The sequence below is a fragment of the Nostoc sp. UIC 10607 genome (genome assembly GCF_047228265.1).
Taxonomy (GTDB): Bacteria; Cyanobacteriota; Cyanobacteriia; order Cyanobacteriales; family Nostocaceae; genus Nostoc; species Nostoc foliaceum_A.
This window is the reverse complement of record NZ_JBIQNW010000089.1, coordinates 1-17,604: the sequence shown is the minus strand read 5'-3', so window position 1 is coordinate 17,604 and position 17,604 is coordinate 1. Positions and strand designations below refer to the sequence as shown.

The window sequence follows — 17,604 nt, the reverse complement described above, 5'->3', positions numbered from 1 at the left end:
ATAGCTTTCTTCTCTGTATGGGATTGTAACTCTTGAGTAATCGCCGATGATAGCTCGTCGAATGCGGTTCTACCTGCATCGCTCTGCTGCCGATATTGAGACAGTTGTTCTGCTAATTGTGGTAACGTTTCACTTAAGGTTGACTCAACTGCTGACTGTTCAATAAAGTTAGAGATTGTATTTATGAGTTCTAAACTTGCTCGTTGTTTTGCATCTGATTTAGCTGGGTTTATCTGGTGTTTAGTTTCGGCTATAGCTTGAGCTTCTTTAGGTAATGCGGTTGATATTATTTGTTGATTAACTTGGTTATTACCTACAGATTCTAAGAAATTATTTAAACGTTTAATTTCGCTATCGTCCCGTTTGGGGTCGTAGTTTATCCCCAATTCTGTCTGAAGCTTTGTAAATGAACACTTATATTTATTGAGATTACCTCCCTGTTTCCAGAGTAGACGGGGGCTACCATCTTCATTAATTGAGCCAATATCAATACCAAACTTGATACCTCTTACCCCACCGTGACCGTAATAACTTACGACAGCTTTGACTTGATGCTCTCTCCATAACTGCTCAATTAGTTGGGGCATTGTGGGTTTATTTACTGCCACTTGCTCAATAGCTCGTCGCATTATTTCTTCGCCTGGAAGCCCCAAACTCTCGACTCGTTCCAGTTGATTACGAGTCATAGCCTTTTGCTTACTTTCCCAACTACTTAGGACTGGGGTTAGCTGAAATTCTCGCTCTAATAGTCGGGCGGAGTGTTCCGAATGGGCGTAATTATTCCAAGTACGTATGGATTTACCATCTAGGTTATTAACTCTAGATGCAACGATATGGGTGTGGTCGTGTTCTTTATCAGAGTGCCGCGCTATGAAGAAGTCATAAGCTGGTAGTTCAGTTTCTATAAAGTCATCAACTAGCTGGTTCAGTTTGGTACCTGATATTCTTTTTTCTGGCTGTTTAACTTGGGATTCATCACCTTGAAGCCGCGACAACACAATGACATTCACAAAGTGCCGTTGGAATAGATTAGCTAATTCGTCATCATTTAGCGTTCTATCGTTTTTCGGTACACTAAGCATTAAGTGATAGCACGGGTCTTTTAGTTTGGGGTTAAGGTGGGCTGATAGGGTAAATTGCTCTACCAATTCATTGGTACTTTTCCCATACATATTCCCACCAATAATTTTGGCTTTCTCCTTATCAAGTACATATTTAGTAGTGCCACGAAATGATTTGTTAGCCTTGACTTTGGTAATCATTTCACTGCCCCTCTGCTGTTGTCTGAGTGAGCGATTGGCGAGTCTGCTCTAAAAGTGCTGTCAGTTCTTCAAGAGTTTTTAGATATGATTTCACCTCGTTAGTCAACGGTTGGCTACCAATTTTCACAGCTTCGTTAATAGCCCTCGTCTGCTGATTCAGGTTGTTCCCAATCTTCTTTAGCTCATAGATAGCCTGTCGGTTAACTTCGGGAATGACTAACTTAGGATGTGGTAAAGCGTAGTCAAATAATCTCGCTCTTATATAGTCACTTTGCACCACTCCACTGCACCGTTGCTCTAGCCTAGCTTTCTCGGCATAGCTAGCTCTAAATGTGATGGTTACTTCTCGCTTTTCATCTGGAGCTACTGACCGATTGGTTAATGTGTCAGCTAGTTGATTACTGAGATTGGTACGAGGGTCTGCTTGCATAACTAGTTAGGAGTTCATTTATCTGCTTATTCATTTTTTAACCGGGTTATTCGCTGTAGCTGCGCTGGCACGCAGTGCCGCGCAGGTAGGCGAATAACCCGGAACCTCTTATTAGCTCATTTCTCCCTTTAATAGACCTGATAAAAGGGGGTTTGGGGGACACCCCCAACAAGCAAACACGACGCTTTACCCGGAGGGTAAAGTAGCACGTAGTGCGTTACGGCGTATTGCTTGCCTATGCCCCCACGACAGGCTATGGTCAACCAGAACCAGGGGGCACAACCGGAGACTGGAGGAGTCCGAGACTTTGGCGAACTACGATTGACTGTCTGCAACAGCCTCGGTGTAACCGAGGGCAGGGTCTGTTTAACAATGCTGCCAACACCCTTTGATATCAGAGTGTTGATTCGTGCGTAACTGCTTTTTTAGACTAGTCTACCTCACGAGGATACAAACCTTTTTCTGTTGATATTCGTCACATCACGACAAGAAACTTAAACTTTTTCTGACCACGACTTTTTTACAATGGAGTAATTTCTTACTAATGCTGAATATGTCGCGCAAACCGAAAGCTGTCCCTTTATCAAAAATAGAAGATATTCAAACCAGTCTGAAACAGAAAGCCGCGACACCTAAAACTATCAGCCTGTCAGATTTAGTTCTCAGTTTGGCTAAACCTATTCAAGAGATGTTAGACGCTGGCTACTCTTATGAAGATGTTTCTGATGTGTTTAAAGGTCATGGGGTAGAACTAGCGGCCAGTGGTCTGAAGAGTTTTCATAAAAAAGCTTCAACAGTAACGGAGAATAATTCGAGTAATTCATCATCAGATAAAGCGGTTGAAGAATCAGTTAATTCTGACTCCGAGCCAGAATCAACTGATTCTTCAACCACAACTAATAATGACATTGCAGCAGTAGAGCCAGATAGTTCACCAATTGATAGTAGTGAACCATCTGGCTCATCATCATCTAAAACTAGTAAACGAAAGAAAACAACTTCTAATACTTCTTCCCAATTTAATATCACTGATAGGAGTGAATTATGAAACGTATCGTGATGATACTGGGGGGCAAGGGTGGTACAGGTAAGACTGCCTTTACTCGCTTGCTATTGGATGTAATGCACTCGAAGGGGATTAATTATCTAGCTTATGACGCAGATACAGAGAATCCAGAACTGTACGAGTACTATCAAAACTTTGGCTCAGGGGTAAGGCTGTTAAACTTCCTGGAGGTGGCAGAGGCGAAACGCTTCTTTACGGAAATCAAAGCGGAATCACCAGACTCAATAATAGTAGATATGCCGGGGGCATCAAGCAATAAAACCAGGGAGATTATCAGTAAGTTTGGGCTATTCAAGATTGCAGGTGATTTGGGTTATCGAGTAACGCTGGTGACTGTGCTTAACCTTGGTTACTCGGTGATCACTAGCTTAAAAACTATGGCGGAATTCTGCGGCGCTCAAGCAGATTATGTAATAGTGAAAAATCTGTGTTGGGATAAGGGTTCAGGTTTTCAGCGCTGGGAGAACAGTAAAACATCGGCAGCTATAGCCGAATTAAAAGGCATAGAAATAGAAATGCCAGAGCTAGACTACTCGACCTTTGACACGTTGACAGAAAAAGGTCTGCCTTACTCGGCTGCGACTGAAGAGAATGGTTTTCCTTTTGGAGATTACCTACTAGTGAGTGGGTTTTTAGATCAGGCCAAACCAGAGCTTGAAAAAGCTGGGGCTTATCTGGGGTTACAACAACCAGAGATTCTGGTTGCTGCTTTAGAAAACACTACGACTTTAAAACAGACAAAAGTTACTGCGTCTACTTCTCGTCGGGGTCAAAAGAAAACTAATGAGCAATAACAATAATGGCAACGGCAACCACAGCAATCCTTACTCTGAAACTGCCAATTCCGTAGAGAGCAGTGAACAGGGTGAGGTGAAGATAGCACTGGGCAGATTATATAGAGAGTTTGAAAATTTTAAGCAATCACAAAAAACTGAACGCGAACGCGATAGGGCGGAGTTACAAGCATGGGCGCAAACGAATTTAATTCAGAATCAACTCCTCAGCAAAGCGATGGTGACAATCGAGATGCTAACGGGGGAATTGAAGAATCAGAATCTCTCATCGAACGAGTACGAGAAGAGCAACGAGAATTTGAGGCAAGAATTAACTCCCTTGCTGACACAGTTAAAGAATACGCCCAAGTCAACAGCAACATTAGAGAGCTTAGAGTTCAAAGGGCTAAAGAGCGAGATAACAGAATTAAAGCAGAACTGGAATCAACTGTTGAATCACACAAAGAACTTGACTACGGTTATTCAGGAGTTGAAGAACAGCCCTCCCCCCGAACCCATCACCATAGAGAAAGAGGTTTATCGCGCTGAACCCATAAGTAAATATGGAACGATGGGGTTGTTTTCTGCATTATTTACTTTGTTGATTTTCCTTGGATTCAATCAATTTATTCCGGTAAAAACCTCGGATGATTTCAATAACTATCTACAAGCTATCTGGCAGCGTACTGGTTACAGCAATGTCAAGCTACAACGGATAGAAAAGCGTTTGGGGACTGACCGAAATCGAAGATGAAGGGCAATATATAGTGATTGGGGCAAAGGCTTAACGTAATATTTGCCCCAATCATACAAATAATTAGAGATAAGAATGCACAAGCTTACCTTGAGTTGACCACTTCTCATCTAGAAGGCGACAAGCGACGTAAACAACATTTTGAGGATTGCGCTTGTGTCTTCCATTAGTACCCCAGGAACGGACGGTATAATCACCTTGATAACCTAAAACAAGTGAAAGTTCGTCATAAGTTAATTGCCACTTTTTCTTAAATTCTATTGGGTGCATAGTATTCACCTATTTCAAGTAATTAATTAGCAGAGACGCAAAGAGAAATTATCAAAGGTAAGAATCTATAACTTTCCCCTCAGCTGACCATTTTTCATCTAGAAGGCGACAAGCTACATAAACAACTTTTTGAGGATTACGCTTGTGCCCTCCATTTATCCCCCAACAACGGACAGTGAAATCATTTTCGTAACCTAAGACGAGTGCTAAATCGTTGTAAGTTAATTGCCACTTTTTCTTAAACTCAATTGGGTGCATAGATGTAAATTCATTACTAGGATTTCAGGCTGTTTATGTCTTGATATCTTTGAACTAAGTGAAAATTAAATGCTTTTTGAGATTGGAGTAAGCTTAAAAAGCAGTAAAGCCTAACTTCTCACTACCTTTCAATTGATTGGATTCTATAAGTTGTGCAATCGCACACCTTAAATACCGAACACTAGGTTTCTCTTCACCCCACTTTCGGCTATTTCTAATCGCAGCAAAGCTGACTGGTGTTGTCACGGCTGAAGTAACAATGTTTAAAATCTGCTCCTTATCCGCCTCAGAAATGCTGACGAATTCTAGCTCTGCAATTTCAGCCTCTTGGGTAGGCTTTGAGAAAATGGATTCTAGCTGATTAACTGCGTCATCTGGTGCAATTTTCTCCCCTCTGGGCATAACTGCTGGCTGGTGATGTTGCACCAGTTCCGGGAAAAATTTGAGTAACGTTCTAGCTGGATCTGGTTGACCATTTCCAGGGTGTAACTCTATCTTTAACCAGTCAGGAATCATGCCGAGATTGCCACCGTTAACAGGTTCGGCAAAGTTATTAGGGTTGGCTTTGAAATATTCGCCACTAGCAACATTAATCTTTCGCAATCCGCCAGCACTGACAGACTGAGCTACACAGCCAATGAAATTAACTGATTGCTTAAAGGTATCTGCTAGTCCTGCTGTGGCCTTGCCAACCACAGAAGTTAAGTTAGAGCCATGCAAGACAATGATTAATGTACCGCCACACTTGGCGAAGCGAGAAAGTAAATATTGAATAGCCCAAGTGCGATCGCTCTCATCAAGTAGGGACAGCAACCGCATCGCCTCATCAATGACTAACAGTAAGTTTTTGTGGGAGTAAGGTTCACTTGCATCTAAGCCTTTAAGAAATTTAAGCAAGTCACGGGCGACTAGCTTATCTGCACTGTCTGCATCTTTTTCTGGGTATTTAAGAGCAGAAATCAGATTACAACTAAAGGGGTAAACATCCACCCCGGCTGTAAAGTATTGGGTATTTAATCCCGAATCTAAAGCTAGAGATAATGTTGCTAAGATTGCTGCTAAGGTTCCCTTGCCACCTCGCTGAGTGCCAGCGATCGCAATGACTTGGGAACTCATCATATCTTCTACTTGAAAACCACTTTTCGTTAAAGCCGCGATGAGTGCGTTTGCTCTATTCGCCAGAGGGAGATGAGTTATAGTCTCTGGTGCAAGCCCATTAGCTGATGGCTGTAACTCCTCCGGTTTAGAAAGAGAAGCCGCTTGGTGAGTGTCCCGAATATCTACTTGTGGTGATTGAAATTGTTTGATATCTACGGTTGGTGGTAACTGGGTTTGAGCTTGTGCGATGGCACTTATCTCAGACCGATTCACCCGACTGTCAATCGTCACATCCTGTAAATGAAGAGCCATACTTTGATAAGTCGGTAGCTGACGACCCTTGAGCTTGCCAAACCAGCCAAACATCCAGCGATAAGCATAAAAACGTTTTCCTGGTTCAACTTGGGTTAAATACTGCCCAATATTTTCAAATTCAGCATGAAGAAAGGCGTACTCTTCTGCTGATTGTCGCTCTAAGAATTTAACAGTATTAGCAAGATGATCCGCTTGATAATTGCTCCTAGTATCATAGTCACCAGCACGAGCAACCGCGTCTATAAAGTTGCCACGTACAAATGGTATTGGTGCAATTTCTTTAGTGCGGTTCGAGTGTTCGACAACAAACCATAGCCACGCAGCACCACCAATTAAACCACCAACTATAGCTAAAGGGTTGACCGCATAACAAACCGCTCCTATCCCCCCAGCCAGCAAACCAAGTACACGGGTCATGTCTGCTTCGTTCTCAGATTGCCGTGCCATTTCAAATAATTGGTCTTTGCGCTCTTGCAACCATTCAGAAACATTTCCTGCCTCCAAATGCGAGAGACTGGGATACTGCAATCGCAGATATTCTGTTTGTTTAGTTGTGATTTTGGGGATATTATTTTCCACAAGTTGAATCCCTTATTGAGTTAAGAAGCCGCCAAAGTTCGCGCTCAATTTAGCGGCTATTGATTATCAGTCTTTAGTCAACCGCCAGATAGCAAACCCAATTTGGTAGAGTCGATGGGAGCTATTACGCTCCGCACCTCTCTGTTAAATCTGGACGTGCAGCTTTCACCGCATCCAGCTTCCGATGTTCTTAAAGGTTGGCTACCTTTATTCCCTTCCCTATCCACTACTTACGGGATTTTACGCTAGGGAATTCAATAAATTTTGCTTCCTCTTTGCTCATGTGGATGTAGTCATGACAGCTTTCATGTATAACCGTTAGATTTTTATCCTTCCAGTTATTGTGATTGCCGTCTATGTGGTGTAAATTCACTCTTTCATCTGAGAGTAATTTGTGTCCACAATATCCACAAGTATGGTTTTGCTTCTTTAATAGCTTTGAGGTTTTACCGTCATATAGTTTGCTATTGCGTTCGCTCCAGTAAACTAAGTCTCCATCATAAGGTGATTTATTTCCCTTGACTTTGATATGACGATTTTCGGAGTAGGAAACCGCAGGAAACGCCTTATCTAGCAGTTGTTTGCTGGTGTAGCGGTTCTGTTTAGTTTCTTTGTTAAACACATGGAATGTTCTGTATTTTAGGAGGCTTAGACTATTCCTTGTGCCGTCCATTTTGCAGAACTTATGGTAATTTCTCCATCCTCTAACTATTGGGGCTAATTTCGTAGCTTTGTCTTTAGCACCATAATTCGAGTTATTGACAATTTTCTTGACTTTCTTACGGAAGGCTTTGAAGTTTTCCTCTGAGGGAATACACCTGAACTTCCCGTTTTGCTGTACTCTGAAATTCCAGCCTAGAAAGTCAAATCCCGAAGTCGAAGCGGTAACAAATGTCTTTTTCTCGCTTATCTTTAGTCCTCTTAAAGCTAGGAATTGGCTAATCCTGTCAAGTAGATTTTTCTCATCATCTCCTGGTTTTAGGAAGAACACCATGTCATCGGCGTATCTTACTGATGGGTGTATTTCTTCTATCCCGTTTAAGGCGATGTTGGCTAATAATGGACTTACCACACCCCCTTGAGGGGTTCCTTGTTCTGGGAATTCTGGGTTTATCCCTGCTTTTAATGCTCGGAATATCCCCTGTTTTAGCCCTTGTGGGGCGATAAGGTTGGACATTATGATGGTGTGATTTATCCTGTCGAAGCACTTTTCTATGTCAAGCTCAAGGATTCTTTTGGTGATACCTTTAGCTTGACTGTTGAGATTTTCAAAGACTTGCTTTTGGGCATCATGGGCAGACCTACCCGTTCTAAATCCGTGGCTATTTGCATGGAAAGTTGCTTCATGTGCTGGTTCTAATGCATATTTTGCTAGACATTGCCAAGCTCTATCTGCAATAGTAGGAACTTTTAGATATCTAATGGAGCCGTCCTTCTTAGGTATTGGTATGATTCTGAGTTTGTTGTGATACCATTTTGACTGCCTTAGTAACAGTTCGAGGTTAAATCTCTCCTCATGAGTTAAGGCGGTTTTGCCATCGATACCAGCAGTTTTCTTGCCAGCGTTTAGCTGTGTCACTTGACGAATCGCCAGAAACCTAGCTGCACGAGATTTCAGGATAAGCTTTTGTAGTGACCTAGTTTTGCGCTTGTCTCCTACTCGAATAGCTTTAAACACTCTCTTTTGTAAGCGGAAAAGGTTCGCCCGAAATTTCTTCCAGGGTAGTGATTTCCAAAGTTCACTAGCACCTACGCTGTGTCTAACCATGCTTTACTCCCAGATCGCGTTTTTCTGAACACCTCAGAGCAGTTACGCTCTGTCCTACCCGTTATAAAGGGATTCGGTATCTCGTCATACTTACCAGAGGTTCGACCTTCCCCTAGACCTCTATAACGTTTTTATTCGTTCCGTTCGTTCGATTGATTTGATGGTTTAGAGTAGTCCAATTTGCCTATCCTCCCCTCAGAGGTTACAGCTATCCGGGTGAAAGTGCTGTGAGGGTGTAGAGGATGAAGTCTACATTTTGTTTTCAGGTTGTAGCTTTGATGTAAGACACTTTTCTAGGACTTGTTTTACTCTTGCCATCTCCCCGTTAACGCCAGTGTTGTCACCTGCTTGTTTTGCAACTGATTGCGTCCTGTTCCCAGCTTCAGCCTATAGAATTCCGAGTCTATTCACTGTGGGCAGGTAGGGAGTCACTTGTCTCCTCAAGGGTAGGGCTTGCTTTTCTAGCATACTTAGCTCACCTACATCGAAAGAACAGTTATACATTTTGAAAGTGGCTTTCAAAATATACCTTGCTCATACCCCTCTAGTTTCTAGAGGCTCCTAGCAAGAACGAATCGCACCACCTGCCATCATTGTGCCGATGTTAAACAACATGCAGCCCAAAATCATGAATGGGGCTGTAAATTCAAATGGGTTACGAGCTGCAAAAGTGGTGACAATATCGAACACCCAAACCGCAATCACAACCAGCCCTGCGCTAGAGCGATCGCGTGTACCTGCGGTTTTGTAGTCCTTCCAAAGTTCACCAACAAGGTCAATCTTGCCACTAGGCTTGGTTTCAAGCTCATAAACCATGTGATCTTGAAGTTCCCGCCTAGCTGAATCTGGGTTTTTACCCCGTAGGGCATGGGCTTCGATTACTTGAACACCCACCGAAACCATAAATGCCAAATAAAACAAGGGGTTGAACAGTGCAAACGGCACATTTAGCCAATTCCAAGTCGGCTCAAACCAAGGACAAACCGGGGGCCCAGTAAAGATTAATTGCCAAGTTGAATCAGCACTAATTACAGAACCACCAATAAATAAAATCCCGCCTACCAAGGCACGACCCGCGCCACCGTTAGCAACAAATTGATTGACTATAGCGGCGGCTGCTCTAATGGGTAAACCAACAATCATCACAACAGCTTTGGCGCAAAAATCAATGATTTCACCAAGCGTTCGCTTCTTACCCTTGGGTTTACCATCGCTGTTACCAGTGCTATTACTTTCTGCACCAGATGTTCCTAACGCCATTACTTCCTCCTTACTGGTTTGATATTTTGAACGCTTTTACAAATCCCTTTGGCTTTGTGCTTCCATTTCCAAATTCCTTCTTCAATGCGACCTATGCAGCGCCCAGAAGCATCAAAGACATCAACAATCTCGTCATCTTGATAAAAGGTTGTGTCTGGTCTGGGATTGCGTTTAGCGCTATCAAAGTAATTAGTAATCCTCAGTTTTCGAGTTGTGGGCATGACTCCCGCCTCATATAAGGCATCGCTGGTTTTTGCCCGTTCTTCTATGCGAGTTCGTTCTAATCCTTCGGTGGCTTTTAATCTTTCGGTTTCTGCATAAGCCCCCAATTTGGGTACTAAAGGGATGATTACAGGCAAGAAGCAGACCCCGACACCAGCCAAGGCTAAATACAATTGCTTCTTGTACATCTCATTGCACCATTGCGCTGATTAGTGCAAACTTCTCCCATTGCTTTAACTCATGCAATCGCTTGCATACTGACTCCGCTTCGTTGCTAGGAGCGGTAGAAGAATCACACTCTAACCATGCTTCATGGGCTATACGTGCAATTAACCAGAGAGTGTCTGATTCGCTCATCTTTTCTAGCGCCTCGCCCCATGTCTCACACATATCTTTAATCAGTGCGTTGTCGTGGGAGAGGGAATAATATCCTACGGGGTGCGCCATTTTGGTATCCTCAATTTGTGTTTTTTCGGTTGCAACAAAAAGGCGTTTCGTATTTCACGTTTCACACTGTGGTCATACCGTTTCCCGGTTTTGTGAGGCTGAAACATTGATGCAACCGTTGAAACAGTTTCATGAAACGTTTTGTGAAACACTACCGCGCACAACTGCCAACCTTTTGTTCCTCAAACTTGAGAGTAAAACTCGATATTTAGGATTGCTTCGTGAATCTCCATCAAGGCTTGAACGGCATCACCCATTTTTAAGTCGTTCGATGTACTGAACCGCTCGGACGCTTCAATCTGCTTGTAATTTGGGGATGCTTGCACAAACCTTAGAGTCTGTTCACAACCGAGGATGATAGTCATGATTTCGGTTGTTGTTAGGCTTGGCTGTGTCTGCACGCTATCTTGGTCGCTCATGACTTCTTTCCTTTTCTTTGAGCTTTTATCGGTGCGGCTGGGGCTTAAAAGCTCCCCATTGGGGCAAATTTCTTAGCTTGTGGTGATGGCTGAGGTTTGATAGATGGTGGCTGAAGAGGGTTTTGTGTAGGCGTTTGAGCTACTAGAGATGACTGTATAGGTAGTTGGTGTGAGTGCTTTAAGCAGTTAACTAAACAATCACCGTAATTAACTAGCAGCAAGGTAAACAGTTGAGAGAGGTTATCGATTCCAGTCGCTTCTAAGATTTCTTCAGCTTTAGGTTTGTACTTGGGATTAAGAACAATTCTTGTCTGCGTCATTGGCATTACTCCTGATAAGCCATTGCAATGATGTTGAACAACTGCGGCGATGGGGCAATCTTAAAGCGATCTCCAGAAGTCGCACAGATAGGGGCGGCGATATCTGCACTCCCGCCTACAATCAAGACTTCTCCCAACTCTGGTAGGTGTTGCGCCCACTTCGAGCGAATTTCTCTCCGGGCTGACTCTACCCACTGGTCACAGGCTTTTTCAAAGATGGAGGAGAAATCAAGTTTGTCTGTCCCGTAGAGGCAATCACCACGAGAGATCGCGTCCATGATGCCTTGTAAACTGGGGCTGTAATCGAGAGAATAAACTTCTTTCATCTCTACCGCTACTTGCTGGGCGAGTGCCTTGGTTCCAGGTAGAATCACTTCCGCATCATGGATCATGGTTCCGTTCGGCGTGTAAATTCTGGCTATAGCCGTGCCTCCCCCTAAATCCCAAATCGCGTTCTTCGCTTCGGGGAAGCTGAAAAATCCTTGATTTAAGGCGTAGTGGAATGCTGGCTCAGTCTCATCAACTGGAGCAACTTCACCCACGGTATAGGTGATGTATTCACCATTGCGTTTAAATTCTTTGGTCAGTGGGTGGTTAGCAATTCTCTGTACTGCGGCTACATCGTCATCGTTGAGAGTATTGGGCAGTGCCACAATCATCTGCTGAATGTGTACAGATGTTTGTCCTGGATTGGGCTGGATTGCCGCTAGTGCCAGGATAGATGCTAATTGGCATTTGTCTGTTTGGAAAGTCGGCTCACCACCTAGTTCTTGAGCTAATCGCCCAATTACAAAGCGTTTACCCTCAATTTCAATCAATACTGACTGGTCATCAGGCTTGAGCCGCTTCCACTGGTATTCACTGACTTCTTTTACAACACTGAGCAAACATTGCACAACGTTGTTGGGGTCAATCCATTTCACAAAACGGTTGCCCCCATCAAAAACTACTCGCGGTCTTATCTGTCCGTGTTGTGGACTTATAAACCCGTTACTCGGCGGATAGGATGAGCCGTAAGTTGGCTGGATATATGCGTAATTCATGGTTCAGATTTTAGAGTTAATCCTTTGATTGATAAGCGTTTGCGGTTAATTCTAGGCGGCTACTAAGTCCTACAACCTATTTATCCTTGGTGTGGCATTTCACGCGCTTCATCGTCCGTTTTGCGCTCATGTCTATACAATAACATAAAATCCTAAATAGGATTAAAGGATTATAGGATTATAGGGTTAGAACTGCTTATATAAATATCAAAAGAATAAAGAAAAAGTTATAGTTAGGATTAAAGGATTTTAGGAGTGCTTATAGTGACCGATACAAAAGACCACACCTTTATTCGATGCCGTGTATCAACAGAGATGCACGCGCAATTCAAAAGCAGGTGTGCGGCTTTACAGCTACGTATGGAAGATGTGGAAAGAGCTTTGATCAAATGGTGGATGGAACTACCTGATGAGGAAGCACAAAAATATAAAGAGTCAATATCTAAAAACTAAAATAGTTTTTATCCTAAATAGGATTACAATAACCAATAAGAGATGAGAGTGATTGCGACTACTCAATAAACACCGTCTTTTAGCGCTGATTTAGTGGGATACCAACTTTATACTAACTAAGTTGGTATAAAGTTACTAACTGAATTAATTGAGACAAAATTAATACGTAGAACGCTTGTTAAATAAAATAAATAATTTTAATTATTCACTTCCTTAATTACTTGATAAAGAGGAAGATTTTTGATTTTCAAATAATATATAAAAAGCTTGAAAGTTTTGATATATAAGACTTTGAAGATAAAAAATAAATTTTTAAAAATAAAAATTTGCAAATGAAATATCAAAATTAAGGAGATATCAGCTATTATGAGATGAAACTACACCTGTAGTTTCATCTTTTCTCAGTGTTACATCAGCAGATATACATAAGAAAAGAATGCCTCCCCAAGACTCAACTTGTTACAAGCAAGTTGTTTAATAGTCCTAGAAGACACCCCGTAATTTTATCTCTATTAAATTTCTTTATAACCTAATGTTATCAGTTCCTAGTACTTCTTACAACTTTCTACAAAGGGTTATAGAGAAATTTAATTAAAATTTTGGTGAATCTTCAGGGGAGGTAAAGCCCACACAATTTACCTCACAAGGATTTCACAATGGTAGCCCTTTTAAAAGGATCTCAGGCCGTTGGCGGCTCCGTTATGCCAGGGGCGTTTGCCTCCTTCGACATCCGAAATTTTCAAGACCAGTTAGAGCCATCCAAAGCTAAAGATAAGTTTATTTGTCCAGTTTGTGGGGGTAATGACTTATCTATCGTCCCAGAAACCGGAAAGTATCAATGCTTTAACGGCTGTGAGTGCAAACATGTCAGAGAGGCAATTAAACCCTGGGCTGAAGTGGTGGCAGAAAGGGCAGGAGCTAATTACACTCCATCTCTAAACCGTTTGGCTGCGAAGCCTAAGAGAATCTTGCCCAAACCAGCACCAATTCCAGATGGTGAATTAGGTTTAGTGATGTTGACGGATACTGTAACAGATATACCCCAACCGAAAAAATTAACGAGTAGACCACCAAAAGATGTTGAGGGCAGTGCCACCGAAACAATTTATCCTTACTCAGAGTCGCAATGGGTGGTTCGCTACCAGTGGCCAGATGCCAATAAGGAGAAAGGTTACAGCAAGACCTTTCGGCAATGGCATAGGCTTTCAGATGGCACACCCCAAATGAAAAAAGGCGATTTGCCTTGGGGAGCATATCGCATTGATGAAGCTTTAGCCTCTGCTAAATCAGTAAATGTCACCCCAGCACTACTCCAGCATGAAGGCGAGGGATGCGTAGAAGTTGGTCGAAAGCATGGTCTTGCTGGGATTACGTTCCAAGGCAGTGGATGGGATAAAAAGACTATCACAAGAGAATATCAACGCGCAATTGAAGCAGGCATAGGATTAATTGTTTTTCTGCATGACCCCGATGACACTGGGCTAAAGAAACTCCAGACCTGCCAGGACTGTGCAGCCGAGGTTGGGATTGGATTTATTGGAATTAACCCTCACGACATCTGCCCCGATTTACCATATAAATCAAGTGACATCAAAGAAATCTTGGGGCAGATGGAAACACCAGAATTTATCCGTCGGTTAGAGCAGGAGATTCACGCGGCCGTAGCGCAGCGATCGCAAGATTTGGCAGAATCCGAAACTATTGAAAAAGAAGTTACGGATTTATCTAATTCCCAAATAGATATTGACCTAGCAGACCCAGAGGCATTTTACTTGCCTGTATGCACTGCCATGAATTTACCCTATTCTAACTGCGTGACGGCGGGTACTTTTGATGGCTGGGCTTACCGAAAAATCTTTCCGAAAACTGAATGGATGGTAGTAAATTCATCCTTTTACAAGTGGTCACAAGAGAATAAGCAATGGCAGCACCAAGATGATAATAAAGCTTACAAGCTCCTCGCTGACGCTGGAGAATCCGCTTACAAGCTCTCTTACACAAAGACATTTGGTTGGAGAATAACCAAACCTTACGAAACTAACGCACACAAGGAATCTGCCTTTAAATATTGCCGCAGTCGCTTAGAACCAGCAGAACCACTGCCAACCAATACTCATTTATTAGGGTTTAACAATTGTGTTGTTGATTTGCGAACTGGTGAACAAATGCCTCATCGCAAAGATTTTTACCTCACTAATATCATTCCCCACGATTATGAAGCCAACAAACCATGCCCAGAAGTTTTTCTCAAATTTCTAAATGAAAGCTTTGGGTCAGAATTGGTTGAAGTGATTCGGGCGTTCACGAGTATGTTTTTAGACCCAACTGCCCCTTATGGTCGGTTTCCCCACTTAATTGGCTTAAGTGGTGGGGGCAAGGGGACATTGGGAAGGTTTTGGAGTAGTTTATTTGGCGAGTCCGGCTCTAGTAGCGCCACACATTTTGCGGATATTTCTACACCTGAAGGACGGCATCAATATTTAAGTGGAAAGCGGATATTTGGATTCCCTGACGTAGGAGGTTATGCCGAAGGAGTCCGAGCTTTTTACGAATTAGTTGACAATGGGCCAATGAGCGGACGCGCTTTATTCAATCCAGTAGCTTATTCAATCCAGTGGTACATTCGGTTTTGGATTGCCTCTGTAAGTCATCTACAAATCGAAAATGCTGGCGACGGCTGGATGCGTCGAGCTTACCCAATCCCAGTAAAAAACCGAGATATAACCCCTGACCCAGACTTGTGGCTGAAGCTACAAGAGGTGAAGTCGGACATAATTTCTTGGGCTTTAGCGATGCCACGAGCAGAACGCGATCGCATTTTGTTATCGCCTCCTTCTTCAGATCGGGCAAAGAATCTGGCGCTAGAGGCATCTTTGTACGGGGACTCGACCAAATCCTTTGTGGATTTGTGCTTACGCCCCTCAACGACCGAAACATTTATCCCACAAAGTCGTTTACACAGTTGGTATGTACTTTACTGCCGGGAACATGGTTATGCTCCTTTGGGGATGTCCAAATTTATTAGCCATTTAAAAACAGTCTTGCCCCAAAACTTCAAGGAACGTAGCTGGACACCCACGGTCAACGGAAAGCGTGAAAGAATTCAGTCCCACTTTGCATTCATTGAACCACTGGCTGGGGTCTTTGAGATGAAAGTACCGGAGGGGCCACCGGATTCTTCACTTTCCTCTTCGGAATTTTGGTATTGCTTTAAAGATAAATGCCTTGAAGGGGGAATAGAAGAATTTGAGGAGTTTTTTCATCCTACTAAAACCCCAGAACCCTTACACAGCTTACCTGTCCACCCTGTCCACCCACTAAATACCCCAGAATTTGACCCTGGACAGGCTGAAACCCTTACACAGCTTGGCTGTCCACCCTGTCCAATTGTCCTCCCCCAAGAATTAGCATTGGAAAAAAAAGATAAAGAAAATTTTGAAAGTGAAGTTAATCAATTCGTTGATGTAACTGATAACCCTTCAGTCCCCCAAGACTTTGTGGACAACCTGGACAGCCCTACTGTGACTGGGTTTGAGCCTGTCCAACAAGTAAGTCTTGCCGAAAACTCTTTGGACAGCCTGGACACCCCTGCTGTAGCTGGGTTTTCTCCTCAACAAGATGGTGAATTGATAAATACCACCCAAAACGAATTATCTCGCCCGTCAGTGAAAGTTGGGGATAAAGTTGAGTTTTTCAACGACAGTGTTCACAAGTGGCAAGTCGGAATCATTAAGAGCGTTCAACTAATGTCTTCATATTTTTGTAGCGCAACAATTGAGTATCGAGGCTTTAAGGGTAAAGTATGCTCCATAGAAATCTTCAGGAGTGATTGGATAAAATTTCTGCATTAGGGTGTTAAATCAGTTAACAGTTATTGTCACCGATCTAAAACCCGATTAGGGAATTTGGCAGCATCAACAATGCCGCCAGTCATGTAGACACTCGATAGACAATTAAGATTGAATTAGATTGCGATTTCTCCCCTATTAACAATCAAAGAACAATAATCATGGCATCTGCTGAACTTACCTCGCCAGAGTCAACCCAAGCAGTACCGACAGTTGAAACTCCATCCAATGAAGAGCAAGTAAATGTTGATACGTCAACATCAACAGAAATTGAATCGCCAGCAGCAATATTTCAAGCTGTTGGGGTAATTACTGGGTCGGTCAACTTTACTGCTGATGGACAAAGCACTGTTACTATCGGTAGCTATGAATACCCACTTTTCTACTCGAAGCGACAATGGAATGTATTAAACGCTCTCAAGAAGGAAATAGAAAATACTAGCAACCATAATCAGCGTTTGGTTGTTTATCCAAAGGCAATTCACTTTCCACGCAGAGAGCAACCGCATCGCTTTTCAATTAGTGGGCTTTGACAGAGGGCGAAAACTAGATGCCGTTTCAGGGGAGTTAGAAGACCTGGAGTTTAAATTATCAGGATTATGGCAGTTCATTCCTGTCTGCTCAACTCCCTGTATCTCCGTGTTCCGAAATTTCTCTGATGAAAGACTCGAATTTATTAAGCAGTCCGAGCCTGCCCGAAAAGTGAAATTCATGAAGGCAAGTCATATACCCTTGCTATGGAAGGATGCACCCGTCCGACCCTTCAGATTTAATCCCAAGGTGGCTAAAGAGGAGCAAGGACGCGCAGCCTTTGTCACAATCAAGGCGAAATTTCTGCCAGGGCGTGATGTCTTCGGTTTTGTTGCACTGACTGCGCTACCCCAAGAAATTGCACCGAGATTTCTCAAAGCGTCTAAGGAGGATAAAGCCACAGTCCAGTCAGCAGCTAAGAAAGCGCAAAGAGCAGCAGCACCACCTGCACCAAAGAAAGGTAAGTCAAAAGCGACTAGTCAGGATAA

At 43.0% G+C, this 17,604-nt stretch carries 18 protein-coding genes and 1 pseudogene; 7 read left to right on the top strand and 12 right to left on the bottom strand.

Translation table 11 applies throughout. The features are described from left to right. Together ACEYW6_RS32915 and ACEYW6_RS32910 are read right to left on the bottom strand one after the other, a co-directional pair. A partial coding sequence (locus ACEYW6_RS32915) for a relaxase/mobilization nuclease domain-containing protein (protein WP_412983098.1) occupies positions 1-1,262 on the bottom strand: 1,262 nt, incomplete at its 3' end. Position 1,263: 1 nt separating this feature from the next. Further along, complete coding sequence (locus ACEYW6_RS32910; RefSeq protein ID WP_412983097.1) at positions 1,264-1,692, bottom strand: plasmid mobilization protein; 429 nt, start codon at positions 1,690-1,692, stop codon at positions 1,264-1,266. A 255-nt stretch (positions 1,693-1,947) separates the two neighbouring features. Between ACEYW6_RS32910 and ACEYW6_RS32905 the strand changes: the two genes are divergently transcribed. From ACEYW6_RS32905 to ACEYW6_RS32890, 4 genes are all read left to right on the top strand, one after another. Beyond that, positions 1,948-2,109: a hypothetical protein gene (locus ACEYW6_RS32905; protein WP_412983096.1), complete on the top strand. Its 162-nt coding sequence runs from the start codon at positions 1,948-1,950 to the stop codon at positions 2,107-2,109. A 127-nt stretch (positions 2,110-2,236) separates the two neighbouring features. Continuing rightward, positions 2,237-2,740 (top strand): hypothetical protein, encoded by a 504-nt coding sequence (locus ACEYW6_RS32900; RefSeq protein ID WP_412983095.1) that lies wholly within the window; start codon positions 2,237-2,239, stop codon positions 2,738-2,740. Beyond that, a complete protein-coding gene (locus ACEYW6_RS32895; protein WP_412983094.1) occupies positions 2,737-3,552 on the top strand; it encodes a hypothetical protein in 816 nt (271 codons plus the stop codon). Before ACEYW6_RS32900 ends, ACEYW6_RS32895 begins: the two co-directional genes overlap by 4 nt. Next, positions 3,542-4,285 carry a hypothetical protein gene (locus ACEYW6_RS32890; protein ID WP_412983093.1) on the top strand — a complete coding sequence of 248 codons (744 nt, stop codon included), beginning with the start codon at positions 3,542-3,544 and terminating at the stop codon, positions 4,283-4,285. Before ACEYW6_RS32895 ends, ACEYW6_RS32890 begins: the two co-directional genes overlap by 11 nt. Before the next feature lie 63 nt (positions 4,286-4,348). Here the strand turns inward: ACEYW6_RS32890 and ACEYW6_RS32885 are convergent, their stop codons facing one another. The 10 genes from ACEYW6_RS32885 to ACEYW6_RS32840 form a co-directional block, all read right to left on the bottom strand. Then, on the bottom strand, positions 4,349-4,555 hold the full coding sequence (locus tag ACEYW6_RS32885) for a hypothetical protein (RefSeq protein ID WP_069069710.1): 207 nt from the start codon (positions 4,553-4,555) through the stop codon (positions 4,349-4,351). A gap of 51 nt (positions 4,556-4,606) precedes the next feature. Beyond that, positions 4,607-4,813, bottom strand: a complete 207-nt coding sequence (locus tag ACEYW6_RS32880) for a hypothetical protein (protein ID WP_094346557.1) — start codon at positions 4,811-4,813, stop codon at positions 4,607-4,609. A 93-nt stretch (positions 4,814-4,906) separates the two neighbouring features. Continuing rightward, complete coding sequence (locus tag ACEYW6_RS32875; RefSeq protein ID WP_412983092.1) at positions 4,907-6,805, bottom strand: hypothetical protein; 1,899 nt, start codon at positions 6,803-6,805, stop codon at positions 4,907-4,909. A 226-nt stretch (positions 6,806-7,031) separates the two neighbouring features. Next, positions 7,032-8,573, bottom strand: coding sequence for a group II intron reverse transcriptase/maturase (locus ACEYW6_RS32870; protein WP_412983091.1), 1,542 nt, complete (start codon positions 8,571-8,573; stop codon positions 7,032-7,034). A gap of 561 nt (positions 8,574-9,134) precedes the next feature. Next, on the bottom strand, positions 9,135-9,833 hold the full coding sequence (locus tag ACEYW6_RS32865; protein ID WP_412983090.1) for a hypothetical protein: 699 nt from the start codon (positions 9,831-9,833) through the stop codon (positions 9,135-9,137). Then, positions 9,833-10,243 (bottom strand): hypothetical protein, encoded by a 411-nt coding sequence (locus ACEYW6_RS32860; RefSeq protein ID WP_412983089.1) that lies wholly within the window; start codon positions 10,241-10,243, stop codon positions 9,833-9,835. The genes ACEYW6_RS32865 and ACEYW6_RS32860 overlap by 1 nt, the downstream gene beginning before the upstream one ends. A 1-nt stretch (position 10,244) precedes the next feature. Then, positions 10,245-10,502, bottom strand: coding sequence for a hypothetical protein (locus ACEYW6_RS32855; protein ID WP_412983088.1), 258 nt, complete (start codon positions 10,500-10,502; stop codon positions 10,245-10,247). A gap of 182 nt (positions 10,503-10,684) precedes the next feature. Then, positions 10,685-10,921 carry a hypothetical protein gene (locus ACEYW6_RS32850; protein WP_412983087.1) on the bottom strand — a complete coding sequence of 79 codons (237 nt, stop codon included), beginning with the start codon at positions 10,919-10,921 and terminating at the stop codon, positions 10,685-10,687. A 44-nt stretch (positions 10,922-10,965) separates the two neighbouring features. After that, entirely contained in the window at positions 10,966-11,241 is a 276-nt protein-coding gene (locus ACEYW6_RS32845; RefSeq protein WP_228039136.1) for a hypothetical protein, read from the bottom strand. Between the two features lie 5 nt (positions 11,242-11,246). Further along, on the bottom strand, positions 11,247-12,284 hold the full coding sequence (locus ACEYW6_RS32840; RefSeq protein WP_412983086.1) for a ParM/StbA family protein: 1,038 nt from the start codon (positions 12,282-12,284) through the stop codon (positions 11,247-11,249). A 255-nt stretch (positions 12,285-12,539) separates the two neighbouring features. Here ACEYW6_RS32840 and ACEYW6_RS32835 point away from each other — a divergent pair, with 255 nt between their 5' ends. The 3 genes and pseudogenes from ACEYW6_RS32835 to ACEYW6_RS32825 all read left to right on the top strand — a co-directional run. Next, on the top strand, positions 12,540-12,737 hold the full coding sequence (locus tag ACEYW6_RS32835) for a hypothetical protein (protein ID WP_196526605.1): 198 nt from the start codon (positions 12,540-12,542) through the stop codon (positions 12,735-12,737). Positions 12,738-13,393: 656 nt separating this feature from the next. Then, complete coding sequence (locus tag ACEYW6_RS32830) at positions 13,394-16,588, top strand: primase-like DNA-binding domain-containing protein (protein ID WP_412983085.1); 3,195 nt, start codon at positions 13,394-13,396, stop codon at positions 16,586-16,588. Positions 16,589-16,746: 158 nt separating this feature from the next. Next, positions 16,747-17,604: pseudogene (locus ACEYW6_RS32825) on the top strand (hypothetical protein); the annotation flags it as partial.

Coding starts and splice junctions, on each gene's coding strand:
- ACEYW6_RS32910 (WP_412983097.1), bottom strand. CDS start 1,692: ATGCAAGCAGACCCTCGTACCAATCTCAGTAATCAACTAGCTGACACA.
- ACEYW6_RS32905 (WP_412983096.1), top strand. CDS start 1,948: ATGGTCAACCAGAACCAGGGGGCACAACCGGAGACTGGAGGAGTCCGA.
- ACEYW6_RS32900 (WP_412983095.1), top strand. CDS start 2,237: ATGCTGAATATGTCGCGCAAACCGAAAGCTGTCCCTTTATCAAAAATA.
- ACEYW6_RS32895 (WP_412983094.1), top strand. CDS start 2,737: ATGAAACGTATCGTGATGATACTGGGGGGCAAGGGTGGTACAGGTAAG.
- ACEYW6_RS32890 (WP_412983093.1), top strand. CDS start 3,542: ATGAGCAATAACAATAATGGCAACGGCAACCACAGCAATCCTTACTCT.
- ACEYW6_RS32885 (WP_069069710.1), bottom strand. CDS start 4,555: ATGCACCCAATAGAATTTAAGAAAAAGTGGCAATTAACTTATGACGAA.
- ACEYW6_RS32880 (WP_094346557.1), bottom strand. CDS start 4,813: ATGCACCCAATTGAGTTTAAGAAAAAGTGGCAATTAACTTACAACGAT.
- ACEYW6_RS32870 (WP_412983091.1), bottom strand. CDS start 8,573: ATGGTTAGACACAGCGTAGGTGCTAGTGAACTTTGGAAATCACTACCC.
- ACEYW6_RS32865 (WP_412983090.1), bottom strand. CDS start 9,833: ATGGCGTTAGGAACATCTGGTGCAGAAAGTAATAGCACTGGTAACAGC.
- ACEYW6_RS32860 (WP_412983089.1), bottom strand. CDS start 10,243: ATGTACAAGAAGCAATTGTATTTAGCCTTGGCTGGTGTCGGGGTCTGC.
- ACEYW6_RS32855 (WP_412983088.1), bottom strand. CDS start 10,502: ATGGCGCACCCCGTAGGATATTATTCCCTCTCCCACGACAACGCACTG.
- ACEYW6_RS32850 (WP_412983087.1), bottom strand. CDS start 10,921: ATGAGCGACCAAGATAGCGTGCAGACACAGCCAAGCCTAACAACAACC.
- ACEYW6_RS32845 (WP_228039136.1), bottom strand. CDS start 11,241: ATGACGCAGACAAGAATTGTTCTTAATCCCAAGTACAAACCTAAAGCT.
- ACEYW6_RS32840 (WP_412983086.1), bottom strand. CDS start 12,284: ATGAATTACGCATATATCCAGCCAACTTACGGCTCATCCTATCCGCCG.
- ACEYW6_RS32830 (WP_412983085.1), top strand. CDS start 13,394: ATGGTAGCCCTTTTAAAAGGATCTCAGGCCGTTGGCGGCTCCGTTATG.